Source organism: Cupriavidus sp. F041, assembly GCF_057814235.1.
Genome location: NZ_JBVASY010000001.1, coordinates 3,324,707 through 3,342,752 on the forward strand (window position 1 = coordinate 3,324,707; position 18,046 = coordinate 3,342,752).

The window sequence follows — 18,046 nt, forward strand, 5'->3', positions numbered from 1 at the left end:
AACCGCCAGGGCCGCCCGGAAGCTTTTTCATCAAGGGTATGCCTGGCCGTCATGTCAATCCTGAGCCGAGCCTCGACCAATGCGTTGCGCGCCATGTCGCTCGAAGCCCTGCGCGGCTTCGAATCCGCGGCGCGCCACCTGAGTTTCACCGCCGCCGCCGAAGAGCTTTGCATCACCCAGTCGGCGGTCAGCAAACAGGTCAAGAGCCTGGAGGACGTGCTTGGCGCGGCGCTGTTCCTGCGCGGCGGCAAGGGCCTGAGCCTGACACCGGAAGGCCGCCAGCTCTTTGAAGCGGCGAGTTTGTCGATCGGCCAGCTAGGCGCCGCCATCGACCGCCTGCTTGCCGTCGACCGCATCTCCATCGCCGTCACCACCACGCCGTCCTTCGCCTCGCTCTGGCTGGTGCCCAAACTGGCGCGATTCCAGGCGGCCGAGCCCGGCATCGACGTTCGCATCGATGCCTCGGAAGCGATGCTTAACCTCGAACGCGAAGGCTTCGACCTCGCCATCCGGCTCAACGCGCATCCCCTTGGCCGGGACGATCCCCGCCCACTGCTGCAAGAGCGCCTGCTGCTGGTGGCCGCGCCGGCCGTGGCGGCACGCATTACCGAGGCGCGGCAGATCCTCGATACGCCTTTGCTGGTGTTCCATGACCCCGGCGCCCGCTTTGACTGGATGTCGTGGACACAGTGGTATCAGCGCCTGGGCCTGATGCGCTCGTCCAAGCAGGCTTGCCTGTATTTTTCGCAGTATGCGCATGTGCTGAATGCCGCCGCCCAGCAGGCGGGGATTGCGATAGGGCGTACGCCGATGGTATTGCCGATGCTCAAGAGCGGGCAGTTGCAGGTGGTCCTGCCCGAGCATGTGGCAGAGGGGCCGACCTACCAGATTGTGGCATCGAGCGTGGTGCGGCCTGGGGTGGACCGGTTTCGGGCCTGGCTTGAGATGGAGTTGGCGGGAGAGGTGATTGGGTGAGGGGGGCGGTCAGCGGCAAAAGTGAGACCGCGCGTTGGCGCGGCCGATTTTCGCAAGCGACGAAGCGCACTGGTTTCCCGCGCGCGACTGGCGTCTTTCGAAAATGGATTGTTGAAGATCGGAAATCTCCGCAAATCCAATTAAGAATATTCCTCCTATAGCCAGAGCTATTTCGCTAGACCTGTCCGAATCGCAGCGCGAATAAATGGCTTCCCCGGGCTTCCTCCCCCAGATTCCTCCAGCTTGGCCGCGAGTTCCGGCGGATGGCGGTTCAAGGCGTCAAGCCAGACTTCAGTGGGGTACAGGACGCCCACTTCGAAGCCGATACCAACGAGGCGTTGGTGATGCGCCTGTGTCTCGCCCCGATCCGGGGCTGCGGGCGCCAGGGGCGTGAAAGGCGATGTCGGTAATGGCGCCGCCATGACACGTAGCTTGATTGACGTCCCCTTCCATCTGCGGGCACGGGAGCGCCACCGGCAAAAAAGAGAATGCACGACGTGATGAGGCAAGCCTGGCTAAGCGGGAATTGGCCGAGGGTTGCCGCCAGCGCTGCGTTCGATGACGTAAATCAACAAGGAAAATCATGGGTCGTATCCGTCTTGCCGGGCTGTTCCTGGCGCTAAGTTTGCTGGCTGGTTGTGCTGTCGTGCAAAAGCCGATCCCCGCCTCCACGAAGCTCTTCGATGACCGGACGAGCACGGTGGCCGTGGCCGTGCAAAAGCTGCCGGAGCCCAACCACAGCATGATCGGGGCGCAGGGGATTCTTGACTACGCGATCAACAAGGCCAACGCGCAGGCAATCGTGGAGCGTTTGCAGCGCCAGGATTTCTCCATGGTGAAGGCGCTGCCGCAGGAATTTGCGAAGGGCCTGGAGTCGCGGCAGATCAAGGTCGTATTGGTGCCTGAACCCCTGGATAGGGAGCAATTCAAGAAATTCACGGAAGGCTCCGGAGACGGCATCGCCGAGATGGACTACCGGCCGCTGGCAAAACAATACGGTGCGGACCGGTTGCTGCTGGTGGTGCCGCGCTGGCTTGGCACGAGGCGCCAGTACTACGGCTTCATGCCGCTTGGCGCACCAGAGGGCTATGTGTCGCTCGTGGGCCAGTTGATCGATCTGCACACCAACCGTCTGCAATGGTATGAGCCGGTACAGGTCGGCACGCCGGTAACCGGCGCGTGGGACGAGGCGCCGGAATATGGCAACCTGATGAAGTCGGTGGACCAGAGCACGCAAGCTGCTGTCTCAAGGCTGCGCGCGGCGTTCTTCATGGAGCAGGCGACGAAGGCCACGACTGCCGGCGTTTCGGCAGGCTCGGTAGCGCAGTAATCATCGGCATATTGGTCGGCGCGCCCCTGGCAGGATGGCAGGGGCGTTTTGGCGGATGGGGCGCGGTGCAGGGCGGCTGGGCTGGAGGCTGTGATGTGCGGTGCGTCAAGGCAGATTTTGGTGGGGTGTAGAGCGCAGCGCGGATCTTCGGCGCCGCCAAGCAAGCCGCCACCACCGCTCGATTGTGCGTTGGGGGCGTGTGCTGCGAGGCATTCGACGGACCCGGAAGCTTGGCCTAGCCGACGTGTGCGATGTGGTTTTCAGGTCCGAACTATGGTCTGGCCAGTTTCTGGACCGAGTCCCAGCTAATACAGCTCATCCAATGGTGTGGAGACGCCCGACACCAGCCCTCAATTCGGCTGCACGTTTGCCCGCTTCATCACATCCAGCCATTTCACACTCTCCGCAGCCGAGAAGCGAGCAAACTCAGCAGCGCTGAGCTTGCTACCAATCACCCCATTAACCTGCAACCGCTCCCGCACCGCTGGCATCCCCGAAGCTTCCCGCATCGCCTTGTTCAACCGCGCCACCACCTCAGTCGGCGTCCCCTTGGGCGCCCACATCGCATACCAGGACGTCACATCAAAATCCGCCAGTCCCGACTCCGCAATCGTTGGCACGTTAGGCAACGAATCAATCCGCGCAGCGGAAGTCACCGCCAACGCTCGCAACTTCCCACTCTTGATCAAGGGCACGGCACTGGCCACCGACGCATAGAGGATGTCGACATGTCCACCCATCACATCGGTCAATGCCTGCCCAGTTCCGTTGTAGGCCACATGGGCGATGTTGGTGTGGCTACGCAGGTTGACCAGTTCACCAACCAGGTGCGGCAGCGACCCGAGGCCGCCGGAGGCAAAGGTGAGTTTGCCGGGGTTGGCTCGGGCGGTGTCGAGCATGTTCGGGAAGCTGGTGAGCCTGGATTGCGCGCCTACCACGACCACCATGGGTGCGAAGCCGAAGACACCTACCGGCGTGAAGTCTTTGAGCGGGTCGAACGGCAGGCTCTTGAACATGCCGGGATACATCACCTGGATGGAGGCGTTGATGAGTACGGTGTAGCCGTCTGGCTTGCTGAGCGCGACCTCGCGTGCGCCGATGGTGCCGGCGGCGCCTGCCTTGGATTCGATGAAGACGGACTGGCCGAGCAGCTCGCTCATTTCGGGGACCAGCAGGCGGCCGAAGAGCTCGGTGGTGGAGCCGGCTTGGTGCGGGGAGATGACGCGGATGGGCTTGGTGGGGAAGTCATCCGCGGCTTGCGCTCGGGCTCCTGTGAGGTAGGCAATGGCGAGGGTGGCCAGCAAGGCAATGTGCTTGAGTTTCACGGCGGTCTCCGGTGGCGATTGGGATGTGGCCGCGTCGTTGCGGCTTGCTGCCTTCTGCCTTCTCCTTCTGTTTCAGGATGAGGCGTCTTCGGCGGGTGTCTCTGCCTCGCTTTTCTGCCCGCTGATGGCGTCGATGGCTTCGAGGTGGTAGGGGCCAGCGAGCACACGTGAGGCATCGATGACGCGCAGGCCGTTCAGGCTTTGCTGTTGCATGGTGGTCTCCTCCACGTGCAAGGGGCGTGATCCGGTTGGCTTTTCCCTGCCTCGTGCTGGCTTTGAACCGGCTCCGGGCACGCTCGCGCATTCCCCGTGGCTCTGTGGGGAAGCGATTGGGTGCGGTGCGCTGGCTCGTGTGAGCGGATGCGTCAGAATTTGCCGGGTTTGCCGCGCGGCACGATCTGCCATTCGAAGGCCTCATCGCCTTCGTCCAGGCGGCGCGTCACCTTTAGCGCCAGATGCCGGTTGTGCGCGCTGAGCGCGCCATCGAGCAGGCAGTTCCACGCATCGAAGGCGCCGCCGTGCAGGTCGGCAATGCCGGACATCAGCTTCCAGCTTGCCTGGCGCACGCAGGGATGTGGGCCGCTGGAAACCAGTTCGGCCTCGTCGCCCTGGGCGCGGGCCAGCGTCACCATGAAGCGGGCGAAGTCCGTCGCGTCGCCGTGGTTGGGCAGGCCCATGGCGGTGGCGGTCTCGCTGTAGAACTGCATGCCGATCAGCTGGCCGGTGATGCCGCCCAGGTACGCGGCGTCGAACGGGCCGTACAAGCCGACCAGTTCGGGCAGCGCGGTGCGCACGTATTCCATCGCGTAGTTGCGGCGTGCTTTCTGCAGCCGTTCCTCCGGCCAGCTTGCGGTAGGCAGCACCGGCGCCCGCGCGGGATCAAAATCCGGCGCCGCTTCGCCGCGCGCGAAGCGCAGGCGCTCGTCGGGCGAGATGTCGTGGTCGTACTCGTAGTAGTAGCCTTCCAGCCCTGGCTGCCCGTCCATGGTCTGCTTGGTGCAGACAAAGCCCAGGCGCTGCGTGCCGAGCGACACGCCGTTGTGCGCATGCCAACCGCGCAGCACCGCGCGCGAGACCTCGCCGGGAATGGCGCAGACGGCGGTCCCTTGCCACGCCCAGCGCGGCGGTGCGTAGCGTACCCATGCCTTGCGCGGCGACTCCTCCATGTACTCGACCTTGACCCCGCCGATGGCGTTGGAGAGGTAGTGGTAGCGCGCGGCGGCAATGGCGGGCGGCAGGCCTTGCAGGCCGAGCTTTTCCAGTCCGGGGAGAAAGCGCTCCAGGTGCTGGCGGCGGAAAATGTGGAACACCAGCTCCGACGCCTCGCGCGCGCTGCGGCGGGTGACCATGGTCATGACTAGGCCGGTGAAGTAAGCGTGGTACCACTCGGCTACGGCGGACCATTTGGCGGCGTCGGCAGTGGGCGTGGCTTGGGTGCGCGTTTGGCTGGTCTGCATGCGTGTCTCCATAGTTGTGTTTTTGCTGGCGCGGTGCGGGTGGCCCAGGGCTTCAGCTTGCTTCGCGCACGGCCTGCGGCCCAGGCTCAGCCACAGGCTGATAGGTCTGCATCAGTCCCGACACCACAAAGCCCGCCAGCTGCGCGGCGATCCGGTCGCGGTCCGCCGCGGTCTCGCCCGCGCGCGGCTGGTACCACATGGTGGTGCCGTTGATCGCGCCGAACAGTGGCTTCACGGCCAGGCGCGGGCTTTGCTGCGGGAGGTCGCCGGCCTCGATGGCCTGCGTGATGACTTTGACGAACAGCTTCTCGTAGTGATCGCGCAGGCCGATCACCTCCTTGAGCTGCGCGCGCTGTTCATCCGTCACGCGGTCCATCAGTTGCGCCTCCAGCCCCTGCACGGCCAGGCGCTGGTAGGAAAGGTGCTTCATCACCTGCAGCGAATGCGCATAGGCCATACGGTAGAGGCGATCGATAGCGCGAGCACCCTCTTGCTGCGCGATCGGCGTGATCGTCTCGATGTTCATTTCCATGGCGCGGCGGTACACCGCCACGAACAGGTCCGCCTTGCTGCGGTAGTGGTAGTAGATGCTGCCCTTGGTGACGCCGATCACGTCGCCGATGTAGTCCAGCGTGGTGGCGTCATAGCTTTGCTGGGTGAAGGCGTTTGCTGCGGCATCGAGGATCTCGGTGACGCGGCCGGGCGTTTCGCTGGTGCGTGCCGTGGATGCGGGCGTGGGCATGGATGGATTCTTGCGCATGGCGCGCGTGCCTCCTTTTCTGGTGTGCGATGACGGGGCGATGGCGCCGGCCAGGAGTGCCGTCTGTGCCCGCAAGATGTTGGCGGCGGCGACTGCCTGCTGTATGCGCCGCGCACGCAGCAGCGCCTGCATGCGGGCGGCATCGGCGGCGGGATGGCCGCCCGCGATCTGCAAGCTGGCAGCCATGACGCGGTCCGCGCATTCGTTGGCGGACAGCATCGCCATGGCACTTGGCAGCGCGATGCTCTCGCCCTTGTCGGCGGCGCGTGCGGCTTCGTACAGCATCATGCGTGTGGCGGAGATGGCGGTGGCGCAGGCGGCTAGTTCCAGCGCCGCGCGCGAAGGTGCCGCGCCGTGACCCTCCGCGCGGACAACCCGGTACGCTTCGTTGTAAGCCGCCAGGCAGAGGCCCGTAGCCTGTGCGGCGGCGGCAATGCGGTGGGCGGCGGCCGCGGATTCCATCGCGGCTTGCGCACTGCCTGCGGGGCCGAGTAGCAGCGAGGGCGGCAGGCGGACATCCAGCGTTAGTGTTCCGCCGGAGGCGTCGTAGGCATCGTTCTCCTCCAGGGCGATGCCGGATGTATCGGGCGGGACGATGAACGCGGACAACGGATTCGCACCGGAATCCCGTGAGCTGGCAGCAAGCACGACAAACGCGCCAGCCATCTCGGCTGAACCGGCGTAGCGCCCTGTTCCGCGCAGGGCCCAGGTTTGCGCATCGTGCGTCGCGTTGAAGCCCGATTCGTCTGCCGCGGCGGCGTCATGATCTTGATCAACCAGCAAGGGCGGCAAGGTGTCGTCGTCGCCAAGCTGGCCCAGCCACATTTTCTTCTGCTGGTTCGTGCCGAGTTGCAGGATGGGGCCCGCACCGGCCAGCGTCGCACCCAATAGCGTGGATAGCTGTGGGCTGCACGCGGCTAAGGCCTCAACAACGGAAATCACGGCGCTGGTGGATGCGGCAAAGCCTGCTTGTGGCCGTGGCCGGAACATCTTCAGCAAGCCGGATTCGCGCAAGCTGGCTGGCGTGACTGCCGCGGTGGCATCCGATTGCAGCGCGCCCGCCTGGCTTCGCCAGCGAGCGGCGGCGGGGTCCAGCGAAGGGTTCCAGATCAGCGTCATCGATGGGTTTCCAGGATGGCTTCAGCGAACATACTGACGAGTATGCTAGATGGTGAATTGTCATAAGGCAACCGGGAAATCCCTATCAGATAGTGCCCGCGTAAAAGATCCTCACGGGTTTACATACTAAACGGTATGTACTACGCTGAATTGCATTACTCACGCAGGGACGCGATATGAGCCGAGATCCGCAGCGCGACGCAAGCCGTCGATCCTTCCCGCCGATGCACCAGCGCGACTACCTCGCGTGGCCCTTCTTCGATCCCGGTCATCGTGCCTTTGTGCAAAGCGTCGACGAGTTTGCCGACAGCGGCGCCCTCGACAATGTCGATCATCACCAAGTTGACGCAAGCTGCCGCCGGCTGGTCGCACAACTGGGCAAGGCCGGCCTGCTGCGCGCATGCGTACCGGCAGCCTACGGCGGCCTCGCCCCGGAAATCGAATCCCGCCGCCTGGCACTAGCCCGCGAAGCACTGGCCTACCGCGACGGCCTCGCCGACTTCTCATTCGCCATGCAAGGCCTGGGCAGCGGCCCGATTAGCCTCGCCGGCTCCGAAGCGCTCAAGGCCGACGTCCTGCCCAAGGTGCTGCGCGGCGAACTGATCCCCGCCTTCGCGCTCTCCGAAAAAGACGCCGGCTCCGACGTCGGCGCGATGTCATGCAGCGCACGTCGCGACGGCGCGCACTATGTGGTCACCGGCGAGAAGACGTGGATCTCCAACGGCGGCATCGCTGATCTCTACGTGCTGTTCGCCCGCACCGGCGAAGCGCCCGGCACGCGCGGCATTTCTGCGTTCGTCGTCTATCCCGACGATCCGGGCTTCTCCATTGCTGAGCGCATCGATGTGATGGCGCCGCACCCGCTGGCAACGCTGCGCTTCGATGAGATGCGGATTCCTGCTGAGCGATTGCTTGGTGTGCCTGGTGAGGGATTCAAGCTCGCCATGCGTACGCTTGATATTTTTCGGGTCTCGGTGGCGGGTGCTGCGCTGGGGTTCGCGCGGCGGGCGTTCGACGAGGCGGTGGCACATGCTGGATCGCGGCAGATCTTCGGTGCGGCTTTAGGGGAGATGCAGCTCACACAAGCCAAGCTTGGTGAGATGGCTGCGATGATCGATTCGGCCGCCCTGCTGACCTACCGCGCTGCATGGCGACGCGATGTGCAGAAGCTCTCCACCACGCGCGAAGCGGCCATGGCCAAGATGACAGCCACCGAGAATGCACAGGCGGTGGTGGACGGTGCACTGCAGCTGTTCGGTGCGCGCGGCGTGCAGGTTGGCGGGATCATGGAGAGCCTGTATCGGGAGATACGGGCTCTTCGTATTTACGAGGGCGCGACGGAGGTGCAGAAGTTGATTGTGGCGCGGGAGGTGATGCGGCAGGGGTAACCCGGTGGTTGGCGACGTTGGAGGTGAGCCGGCCATGTCTTGGCGGTCGCTCACCACGCCCTCCTCGATGGCGCCCCGGTCTCGCGACCGTGGCTCCAGTCAATCAGCCGAAGGCCAACCTCGGGCTGAGCTACACCGAAGGCGCGGCAGCCGACGACATCCACGCACGCTTCAATCCGAACTCAGGCTCGACATCGTGTGTCACGGCTCGCCGGGCGCCCCCGCCTCCGTGATCGCGCTGTAGACCAGCGTGCGCAGTTGGCGGCGCACCGGGTAGGCGGAGGAGGGCAGGAGCTGGGTCAGGAACAGTCCGATCAGGTCCTCCTGCGGATCGACCCAGAAGAAGGTGCTGGCCGCGCCGCCCCAGAAGAAGTCGCCGGCGCTGCCGGGGATCAGGGTGGCCGCCGGCGCCACCGTGGTGGCGAAGCCGAGTCCGAAGCCGACGCCATCGTAGTTGGCCTCGCTGAACATCGAGCGCGACATGCGTGGCAGGTCCACCCCGCCGGGTAGATGGTTGGATGTCATCAGCGTCAGCGTCTTCGTCCCCAGCAGGCGCACTCCGTCCAGTTCGCCGCCTTGCAGCAACATGCGTGCGAAGCGCATGTAGTCGGCGGCGGTGGACACCAGGCCGCCGCCGCCGGAGACGAAGCCGGGCGGCTTCAGGTAGGGGCTGGTGAGGGGATCGTCCTGCAGTACCGGCTCGCGCGTGGATACCACCTTCGAACCGAGCGTGCCGACGGCGTAGCAGGCGCAAAAGCGCGAGGCCTTCTCTTCCGGCACGTGGAAGGCGGTATCTATCATGCCCAGCGGATCGAATATCCGTTCTTTCAGGAAGGTCTCGAAAGGGATTCCGCTGACCTTGCCGACGAGGTAGCCAAGCACGTCGGTGGAGACCGAGTAGTTCCAGGCCTCGCCCGGCGAGAACTCGAGCGGCAGCTTGGCCAGCTTTTCGATCATGTCGTCGAGCGTGCCGTCGGTGGCGAGTTCGCCCAGCTTCAGCTTGCGGTAGGCCGCGTCGACGTTGGTGTTTTGCTGGAAGCCATAGGTCAGGCCGGAGGTGTGGCGCAGCAGGTCGACCACCAGCATCGGGCGCGCAGCCTGGCGCGTCTGGAAGCTCTCCATGAAGCCGCCGTTGTAGACACCGAGGTCTTCCCATGCCGGGATGTACTTGCTGACCGGATCGTCCAGGGCGATCTTGCATTCCTCGACCAGCATCATGACCGCCACCGAGGTGACGGGCTTGCTCATCGAGTAGATGCGGAAGATCGAATCCTCGGCCAACGGAACCTGCCGCTCGCGGTCGGCCAGGCCCAGCACCGAGTTCAGGACCAGCTCGCCGCGCCGCCACACCTGGATGAGGGCGCCGGGCAGCTTGCCGGTCGCGACATAGGCTTCGTCGACGAATCGTTCGACCCGGCCGAGCCGCTCCCGGGACATCCCCTGCGTTTTCCTGCCTTGCATATCCATGTCTCCTCCTGGTTATTGCCTTCATGTCCTTGAGCTACACCGGCGATGTGACGAAGTCCCAGGCCAGGTTGGCGTCATTGTCCACGGCGGCCCAGCCCGCTTACCGACCTACCGACCCGGCGCCGATGGCCACATGATCTCCACGTGGACATTATTGAAATCCGGGTCGTCTTCATCGCCGCCATGTACGCAGATCATGCCTTCCGGCAGCGTTCGCATGTGGATTTCCTGGCCTTCGGCAATCACGCCACCATATGCATGGAGGTCGATAAAACGATTGAACAGGTCCACCACGGCCTCCCGGTAACCGGCTGGCACGCTGCGCAGGCTCAGGTCGGGCCGGCCGAACTTGCGCATGCCGCGTGTGTGGAACCACTGAGTTCCATCGTCCTCGTCGGAAACCAGAATGACGACATGCTCGCCCGGCTGCGGTAGCCCCGGCTCGAAGACCTTGGTCTTCCAGTCGGAGCGCGACCACCACGTAAGGCTCTGCGGATCGTAGATTGCCACACCGCCGCAATCCAGCATGCACGTCAGCAGGCCGATGGTGTTGCGGAAATAGTTCAGCGTGGCTTCGTCCGCAAACGTCCCTCGCAGCACCACGCATTCCGTCTGCGCGGCGATGGCTTCGGCCAGCGCGGGCTGCCTGGCCTGCAATGCTTCCCAGAGGTAGCCATCCCGGAACGAGTCGAGCACTTCGGGATGGCGGCCGGAACCGTAGGCTAGCAACTCCAGGCCATCCGGCACGCCGTCGCAGCGATACTGGCTGCGCGACAGGCGAAGGTTCCTGGCGTTGGCGCCGAACACGACATAGAACAGGAAGGCCCTGTTGTCGCACACCTGATGGAAATCACGAGTCCAGTCGGATAGCGCGTTGTTGGTGGTCATCGGCTTGTGTGCGGTGTTATGAGGCGGATGATAGCCGATCCCTCTGGAACGCCGGCGCAGGCTCTTCCTGCACCTAGGCTCCTGCTGCCCCCCCCCTAGGGTAATCCCCAATATGCCGTATCATCTCGCCCTGGCGCCGCGTTGCCAGGGCTTTTTGCCGTCCTCGCCAGCGGGCACGTCCGTCGCACTTTTTCCGGTATTCAGGGACAAAGCCATGTGACGAACCAGCAGCGCCCGAAAGCCAACCGGCTGCGTTCAGGTGCTGAATCATACATATTGAATAAACAGGGGCCATGGATTTGTGGCCTCGGAGACATCCGGACGCTTTGTCGGGGCGCCCGGATTACCAGGTATTGCAGGAGTTGCTTTTGTCCATGATCGAAACCCAGCGCAGAACTGAGGTTGACCTGATTCGCGGCATCGCGCTGATCTTCATTGTGGTGGACCACGTGAACGGCAGCGTGCTGGCCGATTACACCATCCGCAATTTCGCGTTCTTCGACGCGGCGGAGATTTTTGTCTTCCTGGCCGGCTATTCGGCAGGGGCGGCCTACATAGCCATGGAGGCGCGGCATGGCGCATCCGCCGCGCAGAACCGCCTGATCCGCCGCAGCTGGGAGATCTACAAGGCGTTCGTGCTGACCGGCGTGCTGATGCTGGTCTTTGGTTTGCTGTTGGCGCTGGCGCGGGTGCCCGCACCGGCGATCCGCTCCACGGAGGCACCGGTCTTCATGGCGCATCCGTTCAGCACGCTGATCGAGGTGTTCAGCGTGGCGCGGCAGCCCTTTGTCTCCGACGTGCTGCCGATGTACGCGGTCTTCATCCTGTTCGCGCCGCTGGCAATCCGTATGGCGCGGGCCATGCCGCTGACTTTTGTCGGCGCGAGCGCGTTGCTCTGGCTGATGGCGCCGATGCTCACCCCGCTGCTGCCGAGCAGCGATGGCAATGGCTGGAGCTTCAACCCCTTCGCCTGGCAACTGCTGTTCGGCCTGGGCCTGATGGCGCGCCTGCGGCCCGATATCATCCTGCCGCGCCAGGCGCTGGTGCGCTGGGTTGTGACAGGGCTGGCGGTGGCGGTGACCCTGTCCTGCGTGTTGCTGGCCTACCTGTGGATGCGTCCGCATGTGTACGAGCCGTGGCTGCCCGCGTGGCTGCCGACCATGGTGTTTCCGCTGCCCAAGAAGAGCCTGGCGGCGCTGCGTATCGTGAGCTTTCTCGGGCTGGCCTGGCTGTGCTACCTCGCGGTGCGCGCGGGCTGGGTGGCGCGGCTGGCATCGGTGATGGGGCCGGTCGTGCAGATCGGCCGCCACAGCCTGTTCTGCTTTGTCTTTGGCGCAGTGGTGTCGGTGGTGATCGAGGGCTTTACCCACGGCATTGCCGGCGGGCGGCCCTCGCGGCCCATCGCGCTGGGTGGCGACATCGTGGCGGTGGCACTGCTGCTGGTAATCGGCGGCCGGTACGGGCGGCGCAAGGAAGAGAGGAAAGAGGCGCGGAGAGAAGAGAGCAAGGAAGGGCGGAAGGAAGGGCGGAAGGCGCTCGCCTAGGCCGCCTTTGGTCAGGCAGGTCGTGCGGCCTGCACCCGTTAGGATACTTGGCCGCCGCTGCCTGAACGCAGCCGGAGCAGCGCCAGCAACGCTGCCATCGAGAGCGCGCCGGACAAGGAAATGGCGGCGCCCGGCCCGCCCTTATCCAGGACGAATGCGAAGGCGACGGGTGCGAACGCCTGCGCCGTCCTGCCGAATACCGCCAGCCGTCCGGTCACCGCGCCGTAGCCGTTTGGCCCGAACAGCGCCAGAGGAAGAACCCCACGCGCCACCGAGATCATGCCGTTCCCGGCGCCGTGCAGGATGGAGAAGAGCGGCCCCAGCCCTGACGATATTCCGAACAGACCCAGGGAGACGCAAGCCACGGGATGCAGCGCCGTGGCAACACGGGCGGTCATCAGCGGGTGGATCCTCAGGCGCTGTGTCAGGCCGTACTCCACCAGCCGGGCGGCGACCTGCGCGGGTCCAAGCAGGATGCCGGCGAACACCGCCTGCCCGAGCGTCGCTCCCTTGGCTAGCAGCAGTGCCGGGAGATGAACGGCCATCGCCGATGTCACGAAGGCGGTAGCGCCGGAAAACAAGCAGAGCAGCCCGAGTTCGCGCGCATGCTTGCCAGGGGTCTTGATCGCGCTCGCGGCCGGCTGCGCGGCTGGCGTGTGCCGGGGCGCGGTGCGCCCGGCCGGGACCAGGCGCCAATGCACCGGCAGGGCAATCAGCAAATGGGCCGCGGCCCATGCCTGGCAGCACGACCGCCAGCCCCAGTGCTCGATCATCCAGGTGGATGCCGGCCAGCCAACGGTGCTGGCGAAGCCGCCGACCAGGCTGACGCCGACGATCAGGCGGCTGGCTGCCTTCGCGTGCTGTGCAACGAGCGCCGCGAAGACGGCATCGTAAAGGCCCATCGCCATGCCCAGGCCCATCACGCACCAGGCGGCATACAGTCCGGCCGTGCTACCCGCTTGCGACAGCATCAGCAGACCGGCGGCCAGCACGATATTTGACGATAACAGTACCCGTCTGCCGCCATTGCGGTCGATGTACCGGCCGATGGCGGGTCCCGTGCACGCCATTGCCACCAGTGCGACCGAGAAGCCCCCGAAGAAGATCCCCGAAGTCATGCCCAGGTCTTTGCAGGCAGGTGCGGAGATCACTGCGGGGAGATAGGTCGACGACCCCCAGCCGACGATCTGCGCCGTGCCCAGTGCCAGCACGCGAGCGACGCTGCTCTCGCCGCTGGTCTCGGCCCGCTCCATGTCGAGTGATGCACTCATCGCGCGCTCAGAGCGAAAGGGTCCACAGTCTGCGCGCCGCTTCCTGATCGCGGCGCAGCAGTGCGCGCTGGCGCCATTCGAGGTCTTCGTGGCAACTTGCGGCGGCCAGGATGGCCAGCTCGCCGCATTGCCAGTACGCGATGTCCGACGGCCGTTCCCGTTGCAGGTACCGCAGGATGCCGCGCAGGTGCCCGATCAGAGGCCGCGCCGGTATCCGGCCTATGGCGGAGACTGACTTGTTGTTAGAATTTCTGTCGAGCAGTGGCATTGCAATATTGGCCGGGCGCATTGTCATAAAAGAGTCATTAGCGGCAGGATAAGAGCCAGCTCTGGTCAGGAAAAGCGACATTTCCTGTCATACCCATTAGAAAAACTGACATCATGACGGCACGGCTCCCACCCTTGAAGGCGCTGAAGGTCTTTGAAGCTGCGGCCCGCGCCAGGAGCCTGACGCTGGCGGCAGCGGAGCTTCACATCACGCATAGCGCGGTAAGCCAGCAGATCCGCCTGCTGGAAACCCATTTCGGCCGTCCCTTATTTGTGCGCAGCGTGCGCGGGGTCGAGCCGACCGAAGCCGCGCTGCTGTTCTACGCCGAGGTGAAAGCAAGCCTGGATCGCATCGCGCTCGCGGCGGAGCAGTTCGCGCGAGCAGGAGAGCAGCGCATCGTGCGCGTCAACACCACACCGTCAATCGCGATGCGCTGGCTGATCCCGCGCCTGTCGTCGTTCCAGATCGCGAACCCGCGCATTGAAATTCGCGTGACGACTTCCGCCACCGATGGCATTGATGAGCTGAAGGAGCCGTTCGACCTGATCATCCGGCGAGCGCCGATGTCGCGCGCCGGTCATGAATGCGTCCGCTTCCTGGACGATGTTTCGGCACCGCTCGCCTCGCCGCGCTACCTGGCGCAGCATCCGGTATCGGTCCCCGGGGATTGCCTGCGTGCTTCCCTTCTGCATCTGAGCAGCCGGCGCGACGCGTGGGCGCGCTGGCTGGCGGCAGCAGGCGTGGTGCCGGCCGGGCCGCTGGGAGGGCATTTGTACGAGCACTTCTTTCTCAGCCTGCAGGCAGCCACGGCCGATCTCGGGATTGCCATCGGCTCGCTGGCACTCGTGGACGAGGACCTGGCCTCGGGCCGCCTGTGCCAGTTGTTCCCCGACGTGGTACTGCGCGACCAGGGGTTTCATATGCTATTTCGGATGGACCGCGAAGCAGCAAGCGCATTGAGTGTGTTTGCCGGCTGGCTGGCGCGCGAGGGTGCGCGCGCTTCTTCCGGCCTGCGGGCGTTGGGGCCGGGGAAGACGCCTGGTGCGATGGCAGGAGAACAAAAACAGTGATCCTGACGCGCGGCCGGCGCGCCGGGCGGGGCGCTACTCGCCCAGCGCGATGCCGTCCTTGCGTTTGTCCGAGGCGCCGAGCAGCGCGCCCGACGCATCGCGCATGACGATCTGCGCGCCGCCGAAATCGCTGCGCCCGCCGAGTTCGCCCAGGCCGGCGGGGTCCGCGTAGCCAGCTTCGCGCAGGGCCCGCACGATGTCCGGCGGCATGCCGGCTTCGATGGCAAGGGCGGTATCGGATTCGAGGCGCCAGCGCGGCGCGTCGAGCGCGGCCTGCAGCGGCTGTTGCCAGGCGGCCAGCCTGACCAGCAACTGCAGCTGGCCCTGCGGCTGCATCAGCCCGCCCACCACGCCGAAGCCGGCGTGGAAGCGGCCGTCGCGCAGCGCCGCGCCGGGCACCACGGTGTGATAGGGGCGCTTGCCGGGGGCAGGGCTGTTGATATGGCCGGGGCCGGCAAAGCCGAAGCCGCGGTTCTGCAGCACGAAGCCGCAACCGGGCACGGCAATGCCCGAGCCGAAGCGCTTGAAGATGCTGGTCATCAGCGTGACCGCCAGTCCATCGCGATCCACCACCACGGTGCAGACGGTGTTGCCGGCCGGGTCCGCCACGGTTTCGCTGGCGTACCGCATGGCGCGGCCCATGGCCTGCACGGTACGCACCACGGCTGCGGGATCGTCCTGCGCCAGCATGGCGGGATCGAGTTCACCCAGTTCGTCCAGCGCATGCAGGATGGCGACGCCGTGCGTGTTGGGCGGGCATTCGAGGATGGTCAGGCCGCGGAAGCCGGTGGAGACGGGTGTGCAGAAATCGCCCCGGTGGGCCGCGAAGTCGGCCGCTGCCAGCGCGCCGCCGGCATGGCGGCTGGCCGCTTCGGCGGCCTGGGCGGGTTTTCCGAGGTAATAGGCATCGGCGCCTTCGGCGGCAATCGCGGCCAGTGTGGCGGCCAGCTCCGGATTGCTGAAGGTTTCGCCGGCGGCCGGGGGCCGGCCAGCGCGATAAAGCGCGGCGCAGACCGGATCTTGATGCAGCACCTGGTCGAACAAGGCCCATTCCCGCGCCGCCACTGGTGCTACCGCGAAGCCGTTGCGCGCCAGCGCAATGGCGGGGGCGAGCAGCCGTTTCCACTCCAGCCGGCCGTAGCGGCGGTGCAAGTCTTCCCAGCCGCGCACCGCGCCGGGTGTGGTCAGCGACAGGGCGTGGCGTTCGGGGATGCGCTGCCTGGGCAGGGCCGCCAGCGCCTCCATCGGGAACGCGGCGGGCGCGCGGCCGGTGCCGTTGTAGCTCACGGCGTGGCCATCGGGCTCGACGATCATGGCCAGCATGTCGCCACCGATGCCGGTGGCCATCGGCTCCACCACGCCCAGGATGGCATCGGCCGCGAGCGCCGCGTCGATGGCGCTGCCGCCTTCGCGCAGTACCTGTAGCGCGGCCTCGGCGGCGAGCGGGTGGCCGGTGGCGACCATGCAGTGCGCGGCGCGCACGCCTTCGCCGCCGGCGATGGCAGGGCTGGCGGCAGGATTGGCGAAAGCTGTCGTTCTCATGCGTGGCGTTCCAGGGGAGTCAGATTCGGTTCAATCGGGTTTGACGCAGCGGCATGCGTGAGCGGTTCCTCACCGCCACAGCACCACGGCGCACATCGTCGATACGGCAAGACCCGCCAGCACCGGTATCAGCAACGCCCGCACCGCATCGAGCACCGGCACGCGCGCGAAGCCGGTGATGGCCACCAGCGAGGACCATGCAATCAGCGTGCCGCCACCGGTCCAGACCGCGCCCATCTGGCCCACCGCGCACAGCGTGGCTGCGTCGATGCCGACAGTCGGGCCCAGCGCGCCAGCCAGCGTGCCGGTCAGCGGCAGGCCGGCAAAGCCGGAGCCGTCGATGCCTGTGATCATGCCCACCAGCAGCACGCCGAAGGCCACCATGACGTGGTTGTTGGGAATCCATTGCCCGGCGCCCTGGATCAGTTCGAACAGCAGGCTCGGCGCATGGCCGGGGCCGATGTGCAGGATGGCGCCGGCGGTATCGCCCGCGCCGATGAAGAAGAAGCCGGCGATCGGCAGCACGGAGCCCATCGCCTTGAAGGCAAAGACAAAACCATCGGTGATGTGCTCCGCGCTGACATCCAGCATCTTGCGCGGGCCCTCGGCCGCCAGTGTGCACAGGATCATCAGCAGCGCTGCCATGCCGCCCACCATGGCGGCCGCCTCGCCGCCCTTGAGTTCGGCCACGCCCAGGCCCAGCCTGGGCACGACCATCAACGCGATCACGGCGGCGAACGCTACCGGCGTCAGCACGGCAAACACCTTCGACCACTTGATCTGGCGAAGCTCCACCATCGACAGGCTGCGCGCGATATTGGCATTGGTGCCGAGCGGCTCGTCGTGCGCGGTGCCGCGCGCCAGTGCGCTTTTGTCGAAGCTGCCGGCGGTTTCGGCGCTGGCCAGGCCGGCATCGTGCGCGCGGCCTTGCCAGCGGGCCAGGTGGCCGGCATTGGCGGGACGGATCTGGGCGCGGATGGAAAAGTAAGCCATCGTGAGCGCGATGCCGCCGGTGATCAGCGACAGCACCAGCGCGCGGTCCGCCACCATGGCGGCGCTGACCGCGGCCCCGGCTGCCTTTGCGCTGATGCCCGGCGCCACCCCGATCACATAATCGGACGACAGCGCGGTGCCCTGGCCCGCGATGGCGATGGCCATGGCGCCGGCCAGCGGCGGCAGGCCGGCGGCGATCGCGGCGGGCAGCAGGATGGCGGATACCAGGGGAATGGCAGGCGTGGGCCAGAAGAACAGCGAGATGGTGTACGTGATGGCGGCCAGCATGAAGTAGGCGGCGTGGCCGTTCTTCATCACCGCGCGGAAAGGCTCCACCATGCGCACGTCGGAGCGCAGCGCTTTGAGCGAATTGAGCAGCGCCGTCATCAGCGCGATCACCAGGAAGATATTGAACAACTCGCGCGCGGCCACGAAGCTGGCGTTGAAGATGCTTGCCAGTGCGCTGACCGGGCTATGGGTCCAGGCCAGCGTGACGAGGAAGGTCGCGATGATCGCGGGCACGACCACGTTGGCGCGAAACACCATCGTCAGCACGATGGCAAGGACGCCAGCGAGATAGACCCAGTGGGCCGCGCCCAGGGCGATATGTGATTCCATTTGGGGGCTTGTCTCCTGTGCCGGCGTGGCC

General features: G+C 65.8%; 15 protein-coding genes. 5 read left to right on the forward strand and 10 right to left on the reverse strand.

The window, feature by feature from the left end; translation table 11 throughout:
• Positions 1-51 precede the first annotated feature (51 nt).
• Together ACZY0R_RS15275 and ACZY0R_RS15280 are read left to right on the forward strand one after the other, a co-directional pair.
• Positions 52-975: a LysR substrate-binding domain-containing protein gene (locus ACZY0R_RS15275; RefSeq protein WP_488859189.1), complete on the forward strand. Its 924-nt coding sequence runs from the start codon at positions 52-54 to the stop codon at positions 973-975.
• A 583-nt stretch (positions 976-1,558) separates the two neighbouring features.
• Positions 1,559-2,305 carry a hypothetical protein gene (locus tag ACZY0R_RS15280; protein ID WP_488859190.1) on the forward strand — a complete coding sequence of 249 codons (747 nt, stop codon included), beginning with the start codon at positions 1,559-1,561 and terminating at the stop codon, positions 2,303-2,305.
• A gap of 350 nt (positions 2,306-2,655) precedes the next feature.
• Here the strand turns inward: ACZY0R_RS15280 and ACZY0R_RS15285 are convergent, their stop codons facing one another.
• The 4 genes from ACZY0R_RS15285 to ACZY0R_RS15300 all read right to left on the reverse strand — a co-directional run bounded on the left by ACZY0R_RS15285 (position 2,656) and on the right by ACZY0R_RS15300 (position 6,966).
• Positions 2,656-3,630, reverse strand: a complete 975-nt coding sequence (locus tag ACZY0R_RS15285) for a Bug family tripartite tricarboxylate transporter substrate binding protein (RefSeq protein WP_488859191.1) — start codon at positions 3,628-3,630, stop codon at positions 2,656-2,658.
• A 72-nt stretch (positions 3,631-3,702) separates the two neighbouring features.
• Positions 3,703-3,843: a hypothetical protein gene (locus ACZY0R_RS15290; RefSeq protein ID WP_488859192.1), complete on the reverse strand. Its 141-nt coding sequence runs from the start codon at positions 3,841-3,843 to the stop codon at positions 3,703-3,705.
• Positions 3,844-3,995: 152 nt separating this feature from the next.
• Positions 3,996-5,087 carry a hypothetical protein gene (locus tag ACZY0R_RS15295; protein ID WP_488859193.1) on the reverse strand — a complete coding sequence of 364 codons (1,092 nt, stop codon included), beginning with the start codon at positions 5,085-5,087 and terminating at the stop codon, positions 3,996-3,998.
• 52 nt (positions 5,088-5,139) lie between these two features.
• A complete protein-coding gene (locus ACZY0R_RS15300; protein ID WP_488859194.1) occupies positions 5,140-6,966 on the reverse strand; it encodes a TetR family transcriptional regulator in 1,827 nt (608 codons plus the stop codon).
• Between the two features lie 224 nt (positions 6,967-7,190).
• Here ACZY0R_RS15300 and ACZY0R_RS15305 point away from each other — a divergent pair, with 224 nt between their 5' ends.
• Positions 7,191-8,354, forward strand: coding sequence for an acyl-CoA dehydrogenase family protein (locus ACZY0R_RS15305; RefSeq protein WP_488859715.1), 1,164 nt, complete (start codon positions 7,191-7,193; stop codon positions 8,352-8,354).
• Between the two features lie 201 nt (positions 8,355-8,555).
• Here the strand turns inward: ACZY0R_RS15305 and ACZY0R_RS15310 are convergent, their stop codons facing one another.
• Together ACZY0R_RS15310 and ACZY0R_RS15315 are read right to left on the reverse strand one after the other, a co-directional pair.
• Positions 8,556-9,821, reverse strand: coding sequence for a serine hydrolase domain-containing protein (locus tag ACZY0R_RS15310; RefSeq protein ID WP_488859195.1), 1,266 nt, complete (start codon positions 9,819-9,821; stop codon positions 8,556-8,558).
• 108 nt (positions 9,822-9,929) lie between these two features.
• Entirely contained in the window at positions 9,930-10,709 is a 780-nt protein-coding gene (locus ACZY0R_RS15315) for a hypothetical protein (RefSeq protein WP_488859196.1), read from the reverse strand.
• A gap of 374 nt (positions 10,710-11,083) precedes the next feature.
• Between ACZY0R_RS15315 and ACZY0R_RS15320 the strand changes: the two genes are divergently transcribed.
• Complete coding sequence (locus tag ACZY0R_RS15320) at positions 11,084-12,253, forward strand: OpgC domain-containing protein (RefSeq protein ID WP_488859717.1); 1,170 nt, start codon at positions 11,084-11,086, stop codon at positions 12,251-12,253.
• Positions 12,254-12,291: 38 nt separating this feature from the next.
• Here the strand turns inward: ACZY0R_RS15320 and ACZY0R_RS15325 are convergent, their stop codons facing one another.
• Positions 12,292-13,524: an MFS transporter gene (locus tag ACZY0R_RS15325; protein WP_488859197.1), complete on the reverse strand. Its 1,233-nt coding sequence runs from the start codon at positions 13,522-13,524 to the stop codon at positions 12,292-12,294.
• 7 nt (positions 13,525-13,531) lie between these two features.
• Positions 13,532-13,792 (reverse strand): hypothetical protein, encoded by a 261-nt coding sequence (locus ACZY0R_RS15330; protein WP_488859198.1) that lies wholly within the window; start codon positions 13,790-13,792, stop codon positions 13,532-13,534.
• 113 nt (positions 13,793-13,905) lie between these two features.
• Here ACZY0R_RS15330 and ACZY0R_RS15335 point away from each other — a divergent pair, with 113 nt between their 5' ends.
• On the forward strand, positions 13,906-14,862 hold the full coding sequence (locus ACZY0R_RS15335; RefSeq protein WP_488859199.1) for a LysR substrate-binding domain-containing protein: 957 nt from the start codon (positions 13,906-13,908) through the stop codon (positions 14,860-14,862).
• Between the two features lie 33 nt (positions 14,863-14,895).
• Here the strand turns inward: ACZY0R_RS15335 and ACZY0R_RS15340 are convergent, their stop codons facing one another.
• Together ACZY0R_RS15340 and ACZY0R_RS15345 are read right to left on the reverse strand one after the other, a co-directional pair.
• Positions 14,896-16,404 (reverse strand): gamma-glutamyltransferase family protein, encoded by a 1,509-nt coding sequence (locus ACZY0R_RS15340; protein ID WP_488859200.1) that lies wholly within the window; start codon positions 16,402-16,404, stop codon positions 14,896-14,898.
• A 69-nt stretch (positions 16,405-16,473) separates the two neighbouring features.
• Entirely contained in the window at positions 16,474-18,015 is a 1,542-nt protein-coding gene (locus tag ACZY0R_RS15345; protein WP_488859201.1) for a hypothetical protein, read from the reverse strand.
• Between the last annotated feature and the right edge of the window lie 31 nt (positions 18,016-18,046).

Bases quoted from the DNA above. Each gene is read 5' to 3' on its own strand.
- ACZY0R_RS15275 (WP_488859189.1), top strand. From the start codon at position 52: ATGTCAATCCTGAGCCGAGCCTCGACCAATGCGTTGCGCGCCATGTCG.
- ACZY0R_RS15280 (WP_488859190.1), top strand. From the start codon at position 1,559: ATGGGTCGTATCCGTCTTGCCGGGCTGTTCCTGGCGCTAAGTTTGCTG.
- ACZY0R_RS15290 (WP_488859192.1), bottom strand. From the start codon at position 3,843: ATGCAACAGCAAAGCCTGAACGGCCTGCGCGTCATCGATGCCTCACGT.
- ACZY0R_RS15295 (WP_488859193.1), bottom strand. From the start codon at position 5,087: ATGCAGACCAGCCAAACGCGCACCCAAGCCACGCCCACTGCCGACGCC.
- ACZY0R_RS15300 (WP_488859194.1), bottom strand. From the start codon at position 6,966: ATGACGCTGATCTGGAACCCTTCGCTGGACCCCGCCGCCGCTCGCTGG.
- ACZY0R_RS15305 (WP_488859715.1), top strand. From the start codon at position 7,191: ATGCACCAGCGCGACTACCTCGCGTGGCCCTTCTTCGATCCCGGTCAT.
- ACZY0R_RS15310 (WP_488859195.1), bottom strand. From the start codon at position 9,821: ATGGATATGCAAGGCAGGAAAACGCAGGGGATGTCCCGGGAGCGGCTC.
- ACZY0R_RS15315 (WP_488859196.1), bottom strand. From the start codon at position 10,709: ATGACCACCAACAACGCGCTATCCGACTGGACTCGTGATTTCCATCAG.
- ACZY0R_RS15320 (WP_488859717.1), top strand. From the start codon at position 11,084: ATGATCGAAACCCAGCGCAGAACTGAGGTTGACCTGATTCGCGGCATC.
- ACZY0R_RS15325 (WP_488859197.1), bottom strand. From the start codon at position 13,524: ATGAGTGCATCACTCGACATGGAGCGGGCCGAGACCAGCGGCGAGAGC.
- ACZY0R_RS15330 (WP_488859198.1), bottom strand. From the start codon at position 13,792: ATGCCACTGCTCGACAGAAATTCTAACAACAAGTCAGTCTCCGCCATA.
- ACZY0R_RS15335 (WP_488859199.1), top strand. From the start codon at position 13,906: ATGACGGCACGGCTCCCACCCTTGAAGGCGCTGAAGGTCTTTGAAGCT.
- ACZY0R_RS15340 (WP_488859200.1), bottom strand. From the start codon at position 16,404: ATGAGAACGACAGCTTTCGCCAATCCTGCCGCCAGCCCTGCCATCGCC.
- ACZY0R_RS15345 (WP_488859201.1), bottom strand. From the start codon at position 18,015: ATGGAATCACATATCGCCCTGGGCGCGGCCCACTGGGTCTATCTCGCT.